This window comes from Achromobacter colocynthidis, assembly GCF_057334535.1.
In genome coordinates this window covers 88608-106259 of record NZ_JBHFIZ010000036.1, presented here as the reverse complement: position 1 = coordinate 106259, position 17652 = coordinate 88608, and the positions used below count along the sequence as shown (strand labels likewise).

14 protein-coding genes and 1 pseudogene are annotated in these 17652 nt (G+C 65.7%); 12 read left to right on the top strand and 3 right to left on the bottom strand.

Annotated features, from left to right (window positions below; genetic code table 11):
• The first annotated feature begins 125 nt into the window (after positions 1–125).
• Positions 126–830 (top strand): riboflavin synthase subunit alpha, encoded by a 705-nt coding sequence (locus ACE04A_RS19305; RefSeq protein WP_259248892.1) that lies wholly within the window; start codon positions 126–128, stop codon positions 828–830.
• Between the two features lie 71 nt (positions 831–901).
• On the opposite strand, the gene ACE04A_RS19300 is transcribed toward ACE04A_RS19305, so the two are convergent.
• Positions 902–2395 carry a M81 family metallopeptidase gene (locus ACE04A_RS19300; protein WP_448717148.1) on the bottom strand — a complete coding sequence of 498 codons (1494 nt, stop codon included), beginning with the start codon at positions 2393–2395 and terminating at the stop codon, positions 902–904.
• Positions 2396–2719: 324 nt separating this feature from the next.
• Here ACE04A_RS19300 and ACE04A_RS19295 point away from each other — a divergent pair, with 324 nt between their 5' ends.
• From ACE04A_RS19295 to ACE04A_RS19255, 9 genes and pseudogenes are all read left to right on the top strand, one after another.
• Complete coding sequence (locus tag ACE04A_RS19295; RefSeq protein ID WP_485820410.1) at positions 2720–4153, top strand: amidase; 1434 nt, start codon at positions 2720–2722, stop codon at positions 4151–4153.
• Between the two features lie 60 nt (positions 4154–4213).
• Positions 4214–5797: an ABC transporter substrate-binding protein gene (locus ACE04A_RS19290; RefSeq protein WP_448717143.1), complete on the top strand. Its 1584-nt coding sequence runs from the start codon at positions 4214–4216 to the stop codon at positions 5795–5797.
• 15 nt (positions 5798–5812) lie between these two features.
• Positions 5813–6754 (top strand): ABC transporter permease, encoded by a 942-nt coding sequence (locus tag ACE04A_RS19285; protein ID WP_485820409.1) that lies wholly within the window; start codon positions 5813–5815, stop codon positions 6752–6754.
• A gap of 12 nt (positions 6755–6766) precedes the next feature.
• Positions 6767–7636: an ABC transporter permease gene (locus ACE04A_RS19280; RefSeq protein WP_279994651.1), complete on the top strand. Its 870-nt coding sequence runs from the start codon at positions 6767–6769 to the stop codon at positions 7634–7636.
• Positions 7637–7641: 5 nt separating this feature from the next.
• The gene (locus ACE04A_RS19275; protein ID WP_279994654.1) at positions 7642–9294 is read left to right on the top strand and encodes an ABC transporter ATP-binding protein; all 1653 of its coding nucleotides are present in this window, start codon (positions 7642–7644) and stop codon (positions 9292–9294) included.
• Positions 9295–9334: 40 nt separating this feature from the next.
• A complete protein-coding gene (locus ACE04A_RS19270; protein ID WP_447988533.1) occupies positions 9335–10261 on the top strand; it encodes a 2-hydroxyacid dehydrogenase in 927 nt (308 codons plus the stop codon).
• Between the two features lie 99 nt (positions 10262–10360).
• Positions 10361–11344 carry an alpha/beta hydrolase fold domain-containing protein gene (locus ACE04A_RS19265; RefSeq protein ID WP_259248877.1) on the top strand — a complete coding sequence of 328 codons (984 nt, stop codon included), beginning with the start codon at positions 10361–10363 and terminating at the stop codon, positions 11342–11344.
• A gap of 16 nt (positions 11345–11360) precedes the next feature.
• Positions 11361–12002 (top strand): FMN-binding negative transcriptional regulator, encoded by a 642-nt coding sequence (locus ACE04A_RS19260; protein WP_448717139.1) that lies wholly within the window; start codon positions 11361–11363, stop codon positions 12000–12002.
• A gap of 27 nt (positions 12003–12029) precedes the next feature.
• Positions 12030–12749, top strand: a pseudogene (locus ACE04A_RS19255) (class II aldolase/adducin family protein); the annotation flags it as partial.
• A 106-nt stretch (positions 12750–12855) separates the two neighbouring features.
• Here ACE04A_RS19255 and ACE04A_RS19250 read toward each other — a convergent pair.
• On the bottom strand, positions 12856–13647 hold the full coding sequence (locus ACE04A_RS19250) for an IclR family transcriptional regulator (protein ID WP_279994664.1): 792 nt from the start codon (positions 13645–13647) through the stop codon (positions 12856–12858).
• Positions 13648–13973: 326 nt separating this feature from the next.
• On the opposite strand from ACE04A_RS19250, the gene speG reads away from it, so the two are divergent.
• A complete protein-coding gene (gene speG / locus ACE04A_RS19245; protein WP_006218930.1) occupies positions 13974–14558 on the top strand; it encodes a spermidine N1-acetyltransferase in 585 nt (194 codons plus the stop codon).
• Positions 14559–14635: 77 nt separating this feature from the next.
• On the opposite strand, the gene ACE04A_RS19240 is transcribed toward speG, so the two are convergent.
• Positions 14636–17014, bottom strand: coding sequence for a heavy metal translocating P-type ATPase (locus ACE04A_RS19240; RefSeq protein WP_448717138.1), 2379 nt, complete (start codon positions 17012–17014; stop codon positions 14636–14638).
• 103 nt (positions 17015–17117) lie between these two features.
• Between ACE04A_RS19240 and cadR the strand changes: the two genes are divergently transcribed.
• Positions 17118–17552: a Cd(II)/Pb(II)-responsive transcriptional regulator gene (gene cadR, locus ACE04A_RS19235; RefSeq protein WP_050449728.1), complete on the top strand. Its 435-nt coding sequence runs from the start codon at positions 17118–17120 to the stop codon at positions 17550–17552.
• Positions 17553–17652 lie beyond the last annotated feature (100 nt).

The following is a 17652-nucleotide window of genomic DNA, read 5'->3' as shown; positions in this document are numbered from 1 at the left end:
GAGGGCTGGGCGGGGGGCGTTCCCCACCCGCCTGCTTCGGGGCGGCGCCTGGCAAAATATCGGCAAATATCGGTTAACGTTCAGGTTTTGCTTCAGGGGCTCGCCGCCCCGTATTCAGGATCCGTATGTTCACCGGTATTGTTCAAGGCACCGCGACGATCGCGAAGATCGCGGATCGCGAAGGCCTGCGCACCTTCACGCTGGATTTCCCCCCTGGTTTCTGTGTTGACCTGGCCATCGGCGCCAGCGTGTCGACGGACGGCGTCTGCCTGACCGTGACTGAGCTGCTGTCCGACAACCAGGCCACGTTCGACGTCATGCTGCAAAGCCTGGCGATCACTACGCTGGGCAGCTACGCCGAGGGCGACCGCGCCAACGTCGAACGCGCGGCAAAAGACGGTGCCGAAATCGGCGGGCATCCGCTGTCGGGCCATGTGGACTTCACGTCTGAAGTCGTCATGGTGAAGTCGTCAGACACCAACCGGCTGATGCGTTTCAGCATCCCCGAAGCGTTCCGCAAATACGTTTTCGCCAAAGGCTACATCGCCATCAACGGCGCCAGCCTGACCGTGTCCGAGGTGAACCGCGCCGAAGGCTGGTTTGAAGTGTGGCTCATCCCCGAAACCCGCCGCATGACGGTGTTCGAGGACAAGCAGGTGGGCGATTTCGTGAACATTGAAATCGAACGCAGCACGCAGGTAATGGTTGATACCGTGCGCGAAACCGTCCAGGAAAGCCTGGGCAAGCTGCAACCGCTGCTGGAAGCCATCTTGAAGGAAAAGGGCTTGACCCTGGAAGACTTCATCAGCCCCCAGGGCAAGCTGAAATAGCACCCGAGTTCTGAGACAGCCCCGGAGCGCCAAGCCCGGGGTTTAAGCCTCGGTTCTATGCCTCGTGGGTACTACCCATTGAACGGCCGGCCCTGAGGCCGCACGCGGATGCCCGGCTGCAAGCGGGTCCAGGGCAGATCCGCAGGGTCGGCCTGCATCGGCCCCGGCGCCTTGGCCACCAGCACCTCGTGCGCGATGGGCTGGAAGTCGGCGCGAAAATGCACCGAACTCTTCACGACCAGAATCCCCATTTCCTCGGGCTGCACCCCGCCCACGCGGAACAGGTTGCGGTCCAGCATCTGCGCTTTGCTGGCGCTGACCACCACGCGCACGCCGCCGATGCGCAGGCCGGCCACAGCGCCCAAATCCACATCCATGCCGTGCATCATCGGCCCGTCAAAGCGCAGCTTGCCGGGCGATAGCGTTTCCACCACGAATTCCCCCGTGAACGGGGCGTCGCCCGCCACGCCCGACTGCCCACCCAAACTCAGCGTCACCGTCTGTCCGATACCAGCAGCGGTAGCGGCGCGCACCGCGTCGGGGTCATAGAGCAAGCCCAGCGCGGCGTTCTGCGCATCGGCCTCCACCAGCGCGCGCAGCATGCCCGTGGTGTTGGCGTCGCCGCCCGCGCCGGGGTTGTCCTGAGTGTCCGCGATCACGATGGGGCGCGATGCGCCTGCCGCCAGCGCCTGAGCGCGGCGCACGGCATCGGCGGGTTCCAGGAAGTCGGGCGACCATTCCGGTTCATGCTCCAGCACCTGTTTGTAGAGCGTGTCGGTAACGTGTTCGACGGCCGCCGCATCGGTGCCGTAGGCCCACACCACCGGGCCGCATTCCGGAAAATCAGCCGCCGGAAAACCCGGCGCGAACGACATCGACGTGACCCCTGGCGTCTGCTCCAACTGGGCCAGCGTTTCGTACACGCCTTGCGACGGTTGCAGCATCGTGCACATGCCGTTGATGGGAATCAGGAAGGGCAGGCGGCGCACATGCCGGGTCCAGCGCGAGCCGGCCGCGATACGGGCCAGCAGCAGGCGCGCCGCCTGTTCGCCGGTATCCGCCATGTCCACATGCGGATAGGTGCGAAAGGCGACCAACGCATCGGCCTCTTGCAGCATCTGCGCGGTGACGTTGGCGTGCAGGTCCAGGCTGGCCACTACCGGCACGTTCGGCCCCACGATCTGGCGCACCCGCGCCAGCAGTTCGCCTTCGCCATCGTCCAGGTGTTCGGTGACCATCGCGCCGTGCAGGTCCAGGTAGACAGCGTCGTAGCGGCCCGACCGCGCGGCATCCAGGATTTCGCCGGCAATACGTTCAAACGCGTCGCGCGTGACGTGGGCCGAGGGGCTTGCTCCGGCCCAGATCACGGGATGCACGCTATGCCCCTGCGCCTGGATGGCGTTGATGAAACCGCCTGCGGGAATGTTGACCGAGCGCAGCGCCAGCACGTCCTGGCCGCGCGCCATGGCGGGAAAGCCTTCGCCCCGGACAAAGTTGTCGTACCCGGCCTTGGAGGGCGCAAAGGTATTGGTCTCGTGCTGGAAGCCAGCCACCAGGATGTGCATGTCGTTTCCTCTTGGATTCAGGTCCGTGAATTTCCGGGTCTGCCGAATTATTGGAGAGGGCGCGGGCTTTCAGCAATAGCGTTGTCCGCGCGCGGGCTCATTCCCTTTGCCAAGCCCCGCTTTCGCGGGAAATCCCTGATCAAACTCGCGTTGCGTGTGCCCGATGGGCTCGCTTAGAATATTTTTATGAGCTACGTAGGTATTGCTAAACAATACTTTAAAGCGAGCAAGACGAACGCGGCATTTATCGGAACGGGGCAAGCGCGCCGGCCGCTTCCGAGCCGAGTTCCGTCACACCCAGGCGCATCAAGGTTGCAGGACTTCATGCGGACAGATGAATACGAAGGGCGGGATGGTTTGGGCTTGGCCCAACTGTTGGCCCACAACGAAACCACCCCGGCCGAACTGATGGCATGCGCGCTGGAACTTGCCGACACGCGCGGCAAGCCCCTGAACGCGCTGACTTATGTGCAGCCCGATACGGGCCGCGATCTTGCCGCCGAATGGCGCCAACGCGGCGTCTTTCGCGGCATCCCCTTTATCTTGAAAGACTCGGGCCTGCCCAGCCGGCGCTTTCCGTCCAGCCTGGGTTCGCATCTGTTCGACGACACGGCTTATGACATTGACGCCACCTTGGCCGAACGTTTCGAGGCCTCGGGCCTGATTCCGTTTGCGCGCAGCACGGTGTCGGAACTGTGCATGGGGCCGTCCACCGAAGCGCGCCGCAACGGCGGCGCAACGCTGAACCCGCGTGCGCTGGACCGGTCGGTCGGCGGCTCCAGCGGCGGCGCGGCCGTGGCCGTGGCGGCGGGCATCGTGCCGGTGGCGCACGGTAGCGACGGCGGCGGGTCGATCCGGATTCCGGCGGCTTGCTGCGGCGTGTTCGGCTTGAAGCCCAGCCGGGGCCGCGTCCCGATGGGCCCGGCGCGCGGCGAAGGGTGGGGCGGCATGGCCTGCGAAGGCGTGCTGTCGCGCAGCGTGCGCGATACCGCCGCCGCCTTGGACGGTATCGGTGGCTATGCCGCTGGCGCGCCGTATGCCGCGCCGCCGCAGCCGGGCTCGTACCTGGATTCGGTGCGTGAGCAGCGCCGCGAACCGCTGCGCATTGCGCTGTGGCGCCGGGCGTGGAACGGCATCGCGATTGCGCCGGAATGCCTGGCCGCCGTCGAACGCACGGCGCGCCTGTGCCGCGAACTGGGGCACGAGGTGGTCGAGGCCCCTTTGCCCGACCTGGATTACGCCGGTTTCGTCCGCGCGCACGGCACGGTGCTGGCCACCAACATCGTGCTGGCCGTGCAGGCCCGCCTGACGCTGCGCGGCCGCGACCTGCGCGACGACGATCTGGAACCGGTCATCCGCGATGGCCTGTCCGTGGGCCGGGGCCTGTCCGCCACGCAATACGTAGATTCGATCAACCGCTTTCATGCCATCGGCCGCGCCATCGAATCGGCGATGACGGGCTTTGACCTGGTGCTGACGCCCACCTTGGCGCAGTTGCCCGCCAAGCTGGGCGAGCTGGCGCTAGAGGGCGAGTTCTGGGCGTTTCGCGAGAAGGTGTCGCGCTACGCCACCTTTCTTGCGGTGATCAATGCATCGGGCCAACCGGCGGCCAGCCTGCCGCTGGACTGGACTGAAACAGGGGTGCCCGTGGCCAGCCAGCTGATCGGGCACTTCGGGCGCGAGGACCAGATCCTGCGCCTGGCGGCGGAGTTGGAACGCGCCGCGCCTTGGGGCACGCGGCAAATCCTGCTGCCCTGAACCACGCCACGGTCCGCCGCCATGCCGGGGGCGCCGTTCAAAACCATACAAGGGGAAGAAATGAAACGCGCTTTTCTGTTTTCCGCCACATTGTTCCTGGCCTCGGCAGGCCCGCTTGCCGCCGTGCCCACGGCCAGCCAGGCCGAGACCACCGCCAAGTTTGTGATGCATGCGCCGCTGCGCGTGCTGGACCCGATCCTGACGTCGGCCTACGTCACGCGCAATCATGGCTATCTGGTCTACGACACGCTGTTCTCGATGGACGCCCAGGGCCAGCCCAAGCCGCAGATGGTGGATTCCTGGACCGTGTCGGAAGACCGGCTGACCTACACCTTCAAGCTACGGCCCGGCCTGAAATTCCATGACGGCGCGCCGGTGACGGCGGACGACGTCGTGGCGTCGTTGCAGCGCTGGGAAAACGGCGACCCCACCATCGGCAACCGCCTGAAGCAGGCCACGGCGGAACTGGCCGCGACCGGCGCTGACACCTTCACGCTGAAGCTGCGCACCGCCTATGGCTTGGTGCTGGAATCGCTGGCCAAGGAAAGCTCGCCGGTGCCTTTCATCATGCCCAAGCGGATTGCGTCCGTGCCGGCCTCGCAGGCAATCAGCGAAACGATCGGTTCGGGCCCCTACAAGTTCGTGCAGGCCGACTTCCAGGCAGGGGTCAAAGCCACCTACCTGAAGTTCGCGGACTACGTGCCGCGCAAGGAACCGGCCAGCGCCTTCGCGGGCGGCAAGGTCGCCCGGGTAGACCGTCTGGAACTGGTGAATATCCCCGACAGCCAGACGGCCGTCAACGCGCTGCGCAACGGCGAGATCGACTTCCTGGAGGACGTGCCGCCCGACCTGATGCCGCAATTGAAAGACGCCAAGGGCATCACGCTGAAGTCCTACGGCAAGAACTCCAATATGTTCACGCTGCGCATGAACTGGCTGCAACCGCCGTTCAACAACGTGAAGGTGCGTCGCGCGGCGCTGGCGGCCTTGAGCCAGGTGGACTACCTGGACGCGCAGATCGGCCACCCCGAGGTCTATCAAGTGTGCGGCGCGGTGCTGACCTGCGTGTCGCCATATGCGTCTGAAGCCGACGCCACGCAGATCAAGGCGCCAGACCTGGCGCATGCGCGCCAGCTGCTGAAAGACAGCGGCTACAAGGGCGAAAAGGTGGTGGTGCTGCACCCGACGGATCTGCCCATCTTCGCCAACATTGCGCCCGTGACCGCGCAGGCGCTGCGCAGCATCGGCATGAATGCCGAGATCCAGTCGATGGACTGGGCCACCTTGCTCAGCCGCCGCAGCAAGAAGGACGGCGTGGAGCAGGGCGGCTGGAGCATCTTCCAGTCGAACATGTCCAGCCTGGATCTGATCTCGCCCGTGGGCAATCCCAACCTGGACGGACGCGCCGGTTCCACCTACCCCGGCTGGACGCACGACGACGCGATGGACGCGCTGCGCACCCGCTTCGCCGCCGCTCGTACTGAAGCCGAACGGCGCGACATCGCCACCGCCATCCAGCGCCGCAACTACGAACAGGTCATGTATGTGCCGCTGGGCGGGTATTCGAAGTTCAAGGGCTATGACGCCAAGTTCGCCGATCTGGTGGACGCGCCGATTCCGCTGTTCTGGACCTCGGCCAAGTAGCGGGGAAGGGCCATCATGTTGAATCTGATCCTTAAACGCCTGCTGGCGGCCATTCCCGTGATGCTGGTGGTGGCCACCGTGGTGTTCCTGCTGTTGCGTATGGCCCCGGGCGACCCCGCCCGGGTCATCGCCGGCGACATGGCCAGCGAAGAGGCCGTGGCCGAGGTCCGGGCGCAAATGGGCCTGGACCAGCCGCTGCCCACGCAGTACCTGCTGGCCATGGGCGCGCTGCTCAAGGGCGACCTGGGCGAGTCCATCATTTCGAAGGACCCGGTGTCCACGCTGATCGGCCAGCGGCTGGGGCCGCCCCTCGCGCTTGCCCTGTGCGCGATTCTGCTGACGATCTTCGCGGCCATTCCGTTGGGGGTGTTTTCAGCCTGGTGGCACAAGCGCCTGATCGACCGCATTACCTTGGCTGTGACCGTACTGGCGTTTTCGGTGCCGGCCTTCGTGGTCGGGTATCTGCTGATCCTGGTGTTCTCGGTCAAGCTGAACTGGCTGCCGGTGCAGGGCTACGCCGGCCTGGCCTCCGGCTTCGGCACCTTCCTGTATCACATGGTCTTGCCCACGGTGACGCTGGCCACCGTGTTCGTCGCGCTGATCACCCGCATCACGCGCGGCAGCATGCTTGAAGTGCTGGGCGAAGACTTCGTGCGCACCGCGCGCGCCAAGGGCGTGCCCGAACGCTACGTGCTGTACCGCCACGCGCTGCGCAACGCGGCGGTGCCCATCGTGACGGTGATCGGACTGGCGCTGACCACGCTGATCAGCGGCGTGGTGGTCACCGAAACCATCTTCAACATTCCGGGCGTGGGGCGCCTGATCGTCGACGCCGTGCTGGCGCGCGACTATCCGGTGGTGCAGGGCACGATCCTGTTCTTCTCGTTCGTGTATGTCTTCATCAACCTGGCGATCGACCTGCTGTATGTGGTGCTCGATCCGCGCATCCGCTACTGAGGCCGGATCCCCATGACTTCAAACGCGATCACTTTTCCCCGGGCGCGCGCCTGGTGGCCCGCGCTGACGCGCGATCCCATGATGCTGACCGGGCTGGTGCTGCTGGTGGTGTTGATTGGCCTGTCTCTGCTGGCGCCCGTCATCACCTGGCATGATCCGGCCAGCCTGACGCCCCGGCTGCGTCTCAAGCCCGTCAGCGCCGAGTACTGGCTGGGCACTGATTCTCTGGGCCGCGACCTGTTTTCCCGCGTGCTCTACGGCGGCAGGCTGTCGATCACGCTGGCCGTGCTGGTCAGCGTGATCTCGGTGTGCGCCGGCTTGCTGCTGGGCTTGCTGGCCGGTTACTTCCGCCGGCTGGACGCCGTGGTCATGCGCATCATCGACGGCATCATGGCCATACCCGGCCTGCTGCTGGCGATTGCCATGGTGGCGCTGGGCGGGGCGTCCATACCCACCATGGTCACGGCCATCGCCATTCCGGAAATTCCACGCGTGGCGCGCTTGGTGCGCAGCGTGGTGCTGTCGGTGCGCGAAGAGCCTTATGTCGAAGCGTCGCTGGGCATGGGCACCGCCACCTGGCGCGTGCTGTGGCGCCACGTGCTGCCCAGCACCATCAACCCGCTGGTGGTGCAGGCCACGTTCATCTGCGCGTCCGCCATCCTGATCGAAGCAGTGCTGGGCTTTCTGGGCCTGGGCTTTCCGCCCGAGATTCCCAGCCTGGGCAGCATCATTTCCGAAGGTCGACCCTTCTTCCAGCGCGCGCCGTGGATCATTTTGTTCCCCGGCATTTTCCTGGCGCTGCTGATCCTGTCCGTGAACCTGTTCGGCGACGCGCTGCGCGACCGCCTCGACCCGCGCATGGCGCGTCTACGCAAGGGCTGAACGCCATGTCATCCACTCCCATTCTTGAAATCCGCGACCTGAACGTCAGCCTGCCCGGCGCGGGCGACCGCCGCTACGCCGCCGAAGGCATCAGCCTGACCGTAAGCGCGCGCGAAATCGTCTGCATCGTGGGCGAGTCCGGGTCGGGCAAATCGGTCACGGCCAGCGCCGTCATGGGCTTGCTGCCCAAGAACGTGCTGCGCCTGGAAAGCGGGCAGATCCTGCTGTCTGGCCGCGACATCACACACGCCACGAACACCGAGTTGCGCGAGCTGCGCGGCGACCGCATGGCCATGATCTTCCAGGAACCCATGACGGCGCTGAACCCGCTGATGCAAGTGGGCGACCAGGTGGCCGAGATCTTCCAATTTCATGGCCCGTCGCTGTCACGACGCGAGGTTGACGCCCGCGTGCTGGCCTTGCTGACGGATATGCGGCTGCCGTCGCCCGAAACGCTGCGCCATGCGTATCCGCATCAGTTGTCAGGCGGCCAGCGCCAGCGGGTGATGATTGCGATGGCGCTGGCGATGGAGCCCGCGCTGATCATCGCCGACGAGCCCACCACCGCGCTGGACGTCACGTCGCAAGCCCAGGTGCTGCGCTTGCTGCACGGCCTGCGCGAACGGCACGACACGGGCATTTTGTTCATCACGCATGACTTCGATGTGGTGGCCGAAATTGCCGACCGCGTCATCGTGATGCAGCAAGGCCGCATTGTTGAAGCCGGCACGGCGGCCGAGGTCCTGGCCAACCCCCAACACCCTTACACCCGCAAGCTGATCGATGCCGTGCCCAAGGGGCAGTTTGGCGCGGGTGCGCCGCTGGCCGAGGGCGACCCGGTCATCAGCGTGGAAAACCTGGGCATGCGCTTTGTGACGTCCAGCCTGTTCAAGGCCAAGCGCCGCGAGGTGCTGGCGCTGGATGGGGTGTCGCTGTCCTTGGCGCGCGGCGAAACGCTGGGCATCGTGGGCGAATCCGGCTCGGGCAAGACCACGCTGGGCCGCTGCCTGGCGCATTTTGCGCGGCCCACGTCGGGGCGCATCGTGATGAACGGCGAAGACGTATCGCGCCTGTCGCGCGCCGCCTGGCGGCAATGGTGCAAGCGCATCCAGATGGTGTTCCAGGACCCGTACCGCTCATTCAACCCGCGCCTGACCATTGAAGCCACGCTGGCCGAAGGGCCAATGAACTACGGCGAAGACCGCGCCCGCGTCCAGGCTCGCATGCGCGACATGCTGGAACTGGTCAGCATCGACGCCAGCGCGCTCAAGCGCTATCCGCACGAGTTCTCGGGCGGGCAGCGCCAGCGCATTTCCATTGCGCGGGCCTTGATGATGGAACCCGAGATTCTGATCGCCGATGAGGCGGTATCGGCGCTGGACGTGTCGGTGCAGGCGCAGATCCTGGACTTGCTGGAACGCATCCGCGAACAACTGAACCTGAGCATGATCTTCATCACCCACGACCTGCGCGTGGCGGCTCGGCTGTGCCACCGCATCGCGGTGATGCAGCGCGGCCGCGTGATGGAGATCGGCCCGGCCGAACAGATCTTCACGCGCCCCGGCAGCGGCTACACGCAGGAATTGCTGGCCGCCATTCCCGGCAAGGACGGGCTGGGCAGCCGCCCCGTTGCCGGCCTGGCGCTGGCCGGTGCGTAGCGGAATCCAAGAACATCAAGGCATCCAAGGAAACCTGACGATGACACGCGTTGCCTTATTGAGCCGTTCGGCCAATCTTTCGTATTTCCAACCCTTGCTGCAAGGGCTGGCGCCCGAGTTGGACGTGGCCGTCTGGCCCGACCCGCGCAGCTTGTCCGCCGACGTGGCGGTGTGCTGGAACCCGCCCGTGGGCGTGTATGACGACATGCCCAACCTGAAGCTGATCCATAGCATTGCCGCCGGCGTCGACAACCTGCTGGACGGGCAGCGCACGCGCGGCCTGCCCGTGTGCCGCGTGGTGGATCCGCAGTTGGCACAGGGCATGTTGCAGTACGTGCTGTGGTGCGTGCTGACGTTTCACCGCAAGCTGGACGTGGCGCTGGCCAACCAGCGCAGCGCGCAATGGCAGCGGCCGGTGCAGACCCCCGCGTCGCAATGCCGCGTGGGGCTGATGGGCCTGGGCGAACTGGGCCGCGCCATTGCTTCGGTGCTGCCGGGGCTGGGCTACCCCGTGAACGGCTGGTCGCGCACGCCGCGCCGGATTGACGGCGTGCGCGGCTATGCGGGCGAAGCCGAATTCGATGCCTTCCTGGCCCATACCGATGTGCTGATCTGCCTGGTGCCGCTCACGCCCGCCACGCGCGGCATTCTCAACCGCCGTACTTTCGACGCCTTGCCGGTCGGCGCGGCGGTGGTCAATTGCGGGCGCGGCGAACATCTGGTGCCGGCCGACCTGATCGATGCCTTGGCGCGCGGGCAGTTGCGCGGCGCGGTGCTGGATGTGTTCGCGCATGAACCGCTGGACCCCGCCGACCCCTTGTGGCGTACGCCCGGCGTGATCGTGACCCCGCACATGGCCACCATGCCGGCACCCGGCACCGTGGCCGAACAGGTGGTGGCCAACATCCGGCGCCTGGGCCAGGGCGCGGCGCTGGCCAACGCCGTGGACGCCGCGCGCGGCTATTGACCCGGCGTCTTTGGCTGCTATTTCCCTGCTATTTCCCTGCTATTTCGCCATCCCGATTTCAACCTGATTGCCATCTGAACCCCTTCAACGAGACACACCATGTATTTCGACGACCCCGCGTTCACCATTCCCACCGGCACTCCCGCGCCCCTGGATCCGCAGATTGCCGAATTCCTGCGCCGCATGGCGGCCGATGCATCGCAGTACCCGCGCCGCGACACCTTGTCGATTGAGCAAGGCCGCGCCAATGCCGAAAAAGTGCGCCTGCCCTGGGCGCAAGGCGGCCCGGAAATGGCCCGCACCGTGGAACACCAGGTTGCCACCCGCCACGGCGATGTGCGCGTGCGCGTCTATTACCCGGCCGAACGCCGCTTGCCCGGCGCCTTCATCTACATCCACGGCGGCGGCTTTGTGCTGTTCAGCATCGATACCCATGACCGCGTCATGCGCGAATACGCCGAACGCGCCGGCGTGGTGGTGATCGGCGTGGATTACACCCGCGCGCCCGAAGCCAAGTTCCCGCAGCCGCTGGAAGAATGCGTGGACGTGGTGCGCTGGGTGGCGGCGTCGGGCCAGGCGCTGGACATCGACGCCAGCCAGCTCTTCCTGGGTGGCGACTCCGCCGGCGCCAACCTGTCCATGGGCACGGCGCTGACCTTGCGCGACGAGAACCAGCCGCTGCTCAAGGGCCTGGTGCTGAATTACGGCGGCTTCGGCAGCAACCTGTTCCGCAACTCGGTGGTGCGCTACGGCGCGGGCGACTACGGCCTGTCGCTGCACATGATGATCTGGTTCCGTGGCATGCACATCCGCCATGGCAAAGACTTTTTCGACCCGCGCGTGGACATCCTGCGCGCCGACGTGACGGGCCTGCCACCCGCCTGGCTGGTCGTGACCGAATGCGATCCGCTGCACGACGACAGCATCGAGCTGGAACGCAAGCTGCGCGAGGCCGGCGTGGACGTGGCCGCCAAGGTCTATCCCGGCACGGCGCACAGTTTCCTGGAAGCCGTGTCGATCGCGGCGGTGGCGGGCGAGGCCTTCGACGACACGGCGCGCTGGTTGCACGCCAAGGCCGCGTAACCGGAGGCCGACCGCCATGTACACCCCGCCGGCCTACGCCGAAAACGACACCCGCGTACTGCATGCCTTCATGCGGGCGCATGGTTTCGCCACGCTGGTGACCGTGGGCGCGGACGGCGCCCAGGCCACGCACCTGCCGTTCCTGCTGCGCGAAGACGGCGGGCTTGGCATGCTGGTCACGCATCTGGCGCGCGCCAATCCGCAATGGCGCGACCTGGAGGCGGGCGCGCGGGCGCTGGTGCTGTTCCAGGGGCCGCATGCCTTCATCTCGCCTAGCTGGTACGTGAACCAGCAGACCTTTCCCACCTGGAACTACACGGCGGTGCACGCGCGCGGCACCCCGCGCCTGATCCAGGAACCCGAGTCCATCCGCGCCGTGCTGTCGGCAACCGTCGCGCATTACGACACGCCCTTGGGCGGCGAGTGGACGTTTTCCGCCATGCCCGAAACCCTGACCGCCCCGCGCCTGAAGGCCATTGCCGCGCTGGAGATCCCGATTGCCACGCTGGAAGGAAAGATGAAGCTGAATCAGGATAAATCGGTGCAGGACCGCCTGGGGGTAGTACGCGAACTGGAGCGTTTGGGCGACACTGGCGGCTTGGCCATCGCGCGCTTGATCCGTGCCCAGCTTGATCTGGCCGGCCAGGCGGATGCGTGAACCCTGATCGCAACCGGAGCCTTACTCATGATGCAAGAAGCAAGCGAAGCACAAGTGCGGGAAGAATTGGCGGCGCTGTACCGCCTGGTCGCGCATTTCCGCATGACGGACTTGATCGACACCCACATCAGCGCACGGGTGCCCGGCGATAAACACCATTTCCTGATCAACCGCTACGGCGTGCTGTTTCACGAAATGCGTCCGCAAGATCTGGTCAAGATCGACCTGGACGGCAACCCGGTGGACCCGGGCGACGCCGAAAGCCAGGTGGTCAACGCCGCTGGGTTCACCATCCATTCGGCGGTGCACGCCGCCCGCCACGACCTGGCTTGCGTGGTGCACACGCACACCGCCGACGGCATCGCCGTGGCCTGCCAACGCGACGGGCTGCTGCCGATTACCCAACATGCGTTGCGCTTCTACAAGCGGCTGGGCTACCACGACTACCAGGGCATTGCGCTGGACCTGGAAGAACGCGAAAGCCTGGTCGCCAGCCTGGGCCAGCACAAGGCCATGATCCTGCGCAACCACGGCCTGCTGGCCGCGGGTTCGTCGGTGGCCGAGGCCTTCGTCAATATCTATTACCTGGAACGCGCCTGCCAGGCGCAGGTCAAGGCGCAGGCGGCCGGCGTGCCGCTTGTGTTTCCGTCCGAGGCGGTATGCGAACGCACCGCCGGCCAGTACGAACGGCCGACCGCCCCGATCTACACACAACGCGTCTGGACGGCAGCCCGTCGGCTGCTGGAGCCGGGCCTGGAGACAGCGGCGGGAGCCTCCGCGATTCCCGCCTGCCCCGTGGCGCTGGCGCTGGCGCTGGCCGGCCCCGCCGGTCAGGACATACCGGCCCCACCAATCAGGACATGCCGACCTTGCCGCTCAGCGCGCGGGCGGCCGTCATCAGCAGCGGGGAATAGCGCCGCGCGAATTCTTCCGGCGATGCCCATTCGGACACCAGCCCCGCAATCTGGATGGCCGCGACCGGGCGGTGGCGGTGGTCCAGGATGGCGGTGGCCAGGTTCAGTTCACCCAGCAGGCTCTCTTCGATGGCGGTGGCGTAGCCGTCCTGACGCGCCTGGATCACCAAGGCGCGGATGCGGTCCGGGTCGTTGTTGGTCTTGGGCGTGGTGGGGATGGTGGCGCGCGGCATGTCGATGGACCGCGTGAGGATGTCTTCGACTTCTTCATCGGGCAGATGCGACATGATGGCGCGGCCGCCGGCGGTCTGCACCATGGGCAGGGCGCGTCCGGCAAGCGTGCTGCTGAAGGTCTGGCGCTTGGTCTGGCGGCGCAGCGCGAAGATGATGTAAAGGTCGTTGAACAGGCTCAGTTCAACCCTTTCGCTGGTCTCGCGCTGCATTTCCGCGATCAGCGGCGTGGCGCGTTCCAAGAGCGGTACGCTGCGCATGTAGTCGAAACTGCGTTGCAGGATTTTCTTGCCGGGCGTGTAGCCCTTGCCGCCCGCGCCGCGTTCCAGGTAGCCCAGCGTCACCAGCGTATGCGTCATGCGCTGGGTGGTGCTGCGGTCAAATCCGGTGATCTCCATGAGCTCGTTCATGCTGAGCGTGGACGGCCGCTGGGCAAAGGCCTCAAGCAGCTCGAAACCCTTGGCCAGGGATTGCACGAATAGGGGGTCGGGACGGCTCATGATGGCTCGCGGATAGGTCGGCGTCAGACGGAATCCAGGAATTGTATAAAGATTCGGAAGTATTTCCTAGAGATACCTGGGCCGGCAGCGGGGACCCGTAACGCTTGGGAATTCCGGTGGGCCGACGACGACATTTTGGCGGTGGCCGGGCTGTTTTTTTACTACGGTTTTGAGAAATTCTTGATATTCAAAGCCAGCAATGACAATGCTTTCAAGGCATAAACGTCTTGAAAGCCGCATGAACAAACAAGAAATTTCTGAAATTCCCATGAAACGGGCGTTTCGGGGCCAATAGGAATACAATGGCCGCACTTTCGGAGGTTTCTATGTCGGTCATATCCGATATCAAAATTCGCCCCCTGGAGCGCGGCGACCTGCACTTCGTGCACAAGATCAACAACAACGACGTCATCATGCGTTATTGGTTCGAAGAGCCTTACGAGGCCTACGACGAACTGGTCGCTCTTTATGATCGCCACTTGCATGATCAAAACGAACGGCGCTTCATCATCGAGCACGATACCGGCCAACCCGCCGGCCTGGTGGAACTGGTTGAAATCGACTACATCCACCGCCGTGCCGAATTCCAGATCATCATTGCCCCCAGCTACCAAGGCCGGGGCTACGCCAAGGCCGCCACCCGCATTGCCGTCGGCTATGCATTTCGCGTGCTGAACATGCACAAGGTCTACCTGGTGGTGGACAAGGACAACACCGCCGCCGTGCACGTGTACGAACGCTGCGGCTTCCAGATCGAAGGGCTGATGAAGGAAGAATTCTTCTCCAACGGCGCCTATCGCGATGCCTACCGCATGGCCTTGTTGCAGCACGAGCACTTGCGCGACGTCGGCCCCGGCGCACCGGACGCGCCCGTGCTGCGCGACTGGCCGCAAGAAGAACAGACGGGCTAAGGCCCGGGGCGGAACGGCTGCGGAGCTTGAACCGCTGCGTGGTTTGAACCGCTCCCTGGCTTGAACTTCCGCGCGGCTTAATCCGCCGGGCGCAGCAGCCGCAGGCCGTTCGCCACCACCAGCAGGCTGGCGCCCACATCGGCGAATACCGCCATCCACAAGGTCGCATTGCCGGTCATGGCAAGCGCCAGGAACACCACCTTGATGCCCAGCGCCAGCACAATGTTCTGGATCAGCACGCGGTGGGTGGCGCGCGACAAGCGCAGGAACGTGCCAATCTTGCGCAGGTCGTCGTCCATCAGCGCAACGTCCGCTGTTTCGATCGCCGTGCCGGTGCCGGCCGCGCCCATCGCGAAACCGATGTCGGCGCGCGCCAGCGCAGGCGCATCGTTGATGCCATCGCCCACCATGCCCACCTTGCCGTCGCTTGCCGCGTTGCCCGCCAGCTTGCTTTCAATGGCGGCCAGCTTGTCTTCCGGCAACTGATCCCCCCGAGCTTCATCGATGCCCACCTGCCGCGCAATGGCTTCGGCGGTGGGCGTGTTGTCGCCCGTCAGCATTAGCGTGCGCACGCCCAAGGCGTGCAGGTCGGCGATGGCGGCGGCGCTGGTGGGCTTGACCGTATCGGCCACGGCGGCCAGCGCCAATACGTGCGTGCCGTCGGTCAGTGCGATGGCGCTTTTGCCTTGGCGTTCCAATTCATCCATGCGCGCTTCCAGTGTCGGATTCGACACGCCCGCATCGCGCATCAGGCGGCGGTTGCCTAACTGGAACGTCACGCCGTCTATGCGCCCGCTGACTCCCCGACCGGGCAGGGCGGTGAAGGCGTCTACTTCCAGCAAGGTGCTGCCGGCCTCGCGCGCGGCGTTGGCGATGGCCAGCGACACGGGGTGGTCCGAGCGGGCGGCCAGGCTGGCCGCGATCAGCGTGGCGGGATGGGGGGTGAAGTCGGCCACATCCCAGGCTTCCAGGTCGGTCTGCACCGGCTTGCCCTGGGTCAGCGTGCCGGTCTTGTCCAGCGCCAGCCACTTCAGGTTGCGGCCTTCTTCCAGATAGACGCCGCCCTTGATCAGGATGCCTCGGCGCGACGCGGCGGTCAGGCCGCTGACGATGCTGACCGGCGTGGAAATAACCAGCGCGCACGGGCAGGCGATGATCAACAGCGCCAGGGCGCGGTAGATGGCGTCGAACCAGGGCTGGCCCCAGAGCAGCGGCGGCACCGTGGCCACCAGCAGTGCCACCGCCACCACGGCGGGCGTGTAGATGCGCGAGAAGCGGTCGATGAAACGTTGCGTGGGGGCGCGCGCGCCTTGCGCCTGCTCGACCGCGTGGATGATGCGCGCCAGCGTGGTGTTGCCGGCGGCGGCCGTGACGCGGTATTCGAAGGAGCCCGCCGCGTTCACGGTCGCGGCGTAGACCGGGTCGTCCTGCGCTTTTTCCACGGGCAGGCTTTCGCCGGTGATGGGGGACTGGTCCACCGTGGAGCTACCGCTGACGACGATGCCATCGGCGGCGATGCGTTCACCCGGGCGCACGCGCACCACGTCGCCCACGTTCAATTGCGCGGCCGGTACTTGCAGCCAGGCGCCGTCGGCTTGCCGCACGGTGGCCGTTTCGGGGGCCAGGTCCAGCAGGCCGCGCACGGCGTTGCGCGCGCGGTCCAGCGAGCGGGCCTCGATCAGCTCGGCTACGTTGAACAGGAACATCACCATGGCGGCTTCGGGCCATTGGCCGATCAGCACGGCGCCGGTGACGGCGATGCTCATCAATGCGTTGATGTTCAGGTTGCCGTTGCGCACGGCGATCCAGCCCTTGCGGTAGGTGCCCAGGCCGCAAGCCAGGATGGCGGCCAGCGCCAACGCCGCGGTCGCGCCCCAATGCCAGCCCGCAAAGTGCGAAAACTCGGACAGCGCTGCCAGCACGCCGGCGCCGCCGATCAACCACCAGTTCACCGGCGTGGAAGCGGGGGCGGGCGTGCCCGCGGCGCCTTCGGCCAGCGGTTCCGGCACCATGTCCAGGGACTTGATGGCGGCCATGATGCGGTCCAGCGCGCCTTCGGCGTGCACCACGGTCAGCACGCGCTGCATCAGGTTGAAGTCCAGCGCATGCACGCCGTCCAGGCCGTCCAGCTTTTTACGGATCAGCGTTTCTTCGGTCGGGCAGTCCATTTGCCCGATACGCAGCCGCGCCAGCAACTGGCCGGGGCCGGCGCTAAGCGTGGATGCATCGGCGGCGGCCGCGTAGGCGGGCGTGCCGTGGTCGTGCCCGCAGCAGGTGGATGCCGCGTGATCGTGGCCGTGATCGTGTTTGTGGCTGTGGCTGTGATCGTGATCGTGGTTGTGATCATGATCGTGGCCGTGCCCCTTCGTGTCATGCGCATGGCCATGGCCACCGCAGCCGGCGTGGGCATGCTCGGCAGAGGGACGATCGTGGGATTTGACCGGCGGGAAAGACATGGTTCTGAGCCTTGTTGAAACGGATGTCGCCATTCCACACCTTGGAGTTACTATAGGGTCAACCCCCAAAAACACTCATTCGGATGCGATCCCAGGAGGCGTGATGCGAATTGGCGAATTGGCCACGGCGGCCGGCACCACGGTCGAAACCGTGCGGTACTACGAGAAAGAAGGGCTGCTGCCCGCCCCGGACCGGGGCCTGAACAACTACCGCAGCTACGGGCAAGCCCATCTGGAACGGCTGCGCCTGATCCGCAACTGCCGGGCGCTGGACATGACGCAAGACGAGATCCGCGCCATCCTGTCCTTGGCCGACAACCATCACACCGGCTGCGGCCCCATTAATGAACTGTTCGACGAACACATCTCGCACGTTGATGAGCGCATCGCCGAACTGATGCAGTTGAAGACCCAACTGACCGATTTGCGGCAACGCTGCCTGTCGGCGCAGCCCGATGCGGAAAATTGCGGCATCTTGCATGGCCTGTCTGAAATGCAGGTCGAAGAGCGCCAGGAGCGGCACACGCACCTGGGCTGAGCCCGTCCCGCGATGCCCTTGCCAGGGGCCGGGGGATACCCGCCCCGGCCCCTGGCCATCGCTTACTATGAGAATCTGTCTCTTTTACCTTTGCGCCTGA

Excerpts from the sequence above, each read along its gene's own strand:
- ACE04A_RS19305 (WP_259248892.1), top strand. The coding sequence starts at position 126 with ATGTTCACCGGTATTGTTCAAGGCACCGCGACGATCGCGAAGATCGCG.
- ACE04A_RS19300 (WP_448717148.1), bottom strand. The coding sequence starts at position 2,395 with ATGCACATCCTGGTGGCTGGCTTCCAGCACGAGACCAATACCTTTGCG.
- ACE04A_RS19295 (WP_485820410.1), top strand. The coding sequence starts at position 2,720 with ATGCGGACAGATGAATACGAAGGGCGGGATGGTTTGGGCTTGGCCCAA.
- ACE04A_RS19290 (WP_448717143.1), top strand. The coding sequence starts at position 4,214 with ATGAAACGCGCTTTTCTGTTTTCCGCCACATTGTTCCTGGCCTCGGCA.
- ACE04A_RS19285 (WP_485820409.1), top strand. The coding sequence starts at position 5,813 with ATGTTGAATCTGATCCTTAAACGCCTGCTGGCGGCCATTCCCGTGATG.
- ACE04A_RS19280 (WP_279994651.1), top strand. The coding sequence starts at position 6,767 with ATGACTTCAAACGCGATCACTTTTCCCCGGGCGCGCGCCTGGTGGCCC.
- ACE04A_RS19275 (WP_279994654.1), top strand. The coding sequence starts at position 7,642 with ATGTCATCCACTCCCATTCTTGAAATCCGCGACCTGAACGTCAGCCTG.
- ACE04A_RS19270 (WP_447988533.1), top strand. The coding sequence starts at position 9,335 with ATGACACGCGTTGCCTTATTGAGCCGTTCGGCCAATCTTTCGTATTTC.
- ACE04A_RS19265 (WP_259248877.1), top strand. The coding sequence starts at position 10,361 with ATGTATTTCGACGACCCCGCGTTCACCATTCCCACCGGCACTCCCGCG.
- ACE04A_RS19260 (WP_448717139.1), top strand. The coding sequence starts at position 11,361 with ATGTACACCCCGCCGGCCTACGCCGAAAACGACACCCGCGTACTGCAT.
- ACE04A_RS19250 (WP_279994664.1), bottom strand. The coding sequence starts at position 13,647 with ATGAGCCGTCCCGACCCCCTATTCGTGCAATCCCTGGCCAAGGGTTTC.
- speG (WP_006218930.1), top strand. The coding sequence starts at position 13,974 with ATGTCGGTCATATCCGATATCAAAATTCGCCCCCTGGAGCGCGGCGAC.
- ACE04A_RS19240 (WP_448717138.1), bottom strand. The coding sequence starts at position 17,014 with ATGTCTTTCCCGCCGGTCAAATCCCACGATCGTCCCTCTGCCGAGCAT.
- cadR (WP_050449728.1), top strand. The coding sequence starts at position 17,118 with ATGCGAATTGGCGAATTGGCCACGGCGGCCGGCACCACGGTCGAAACC.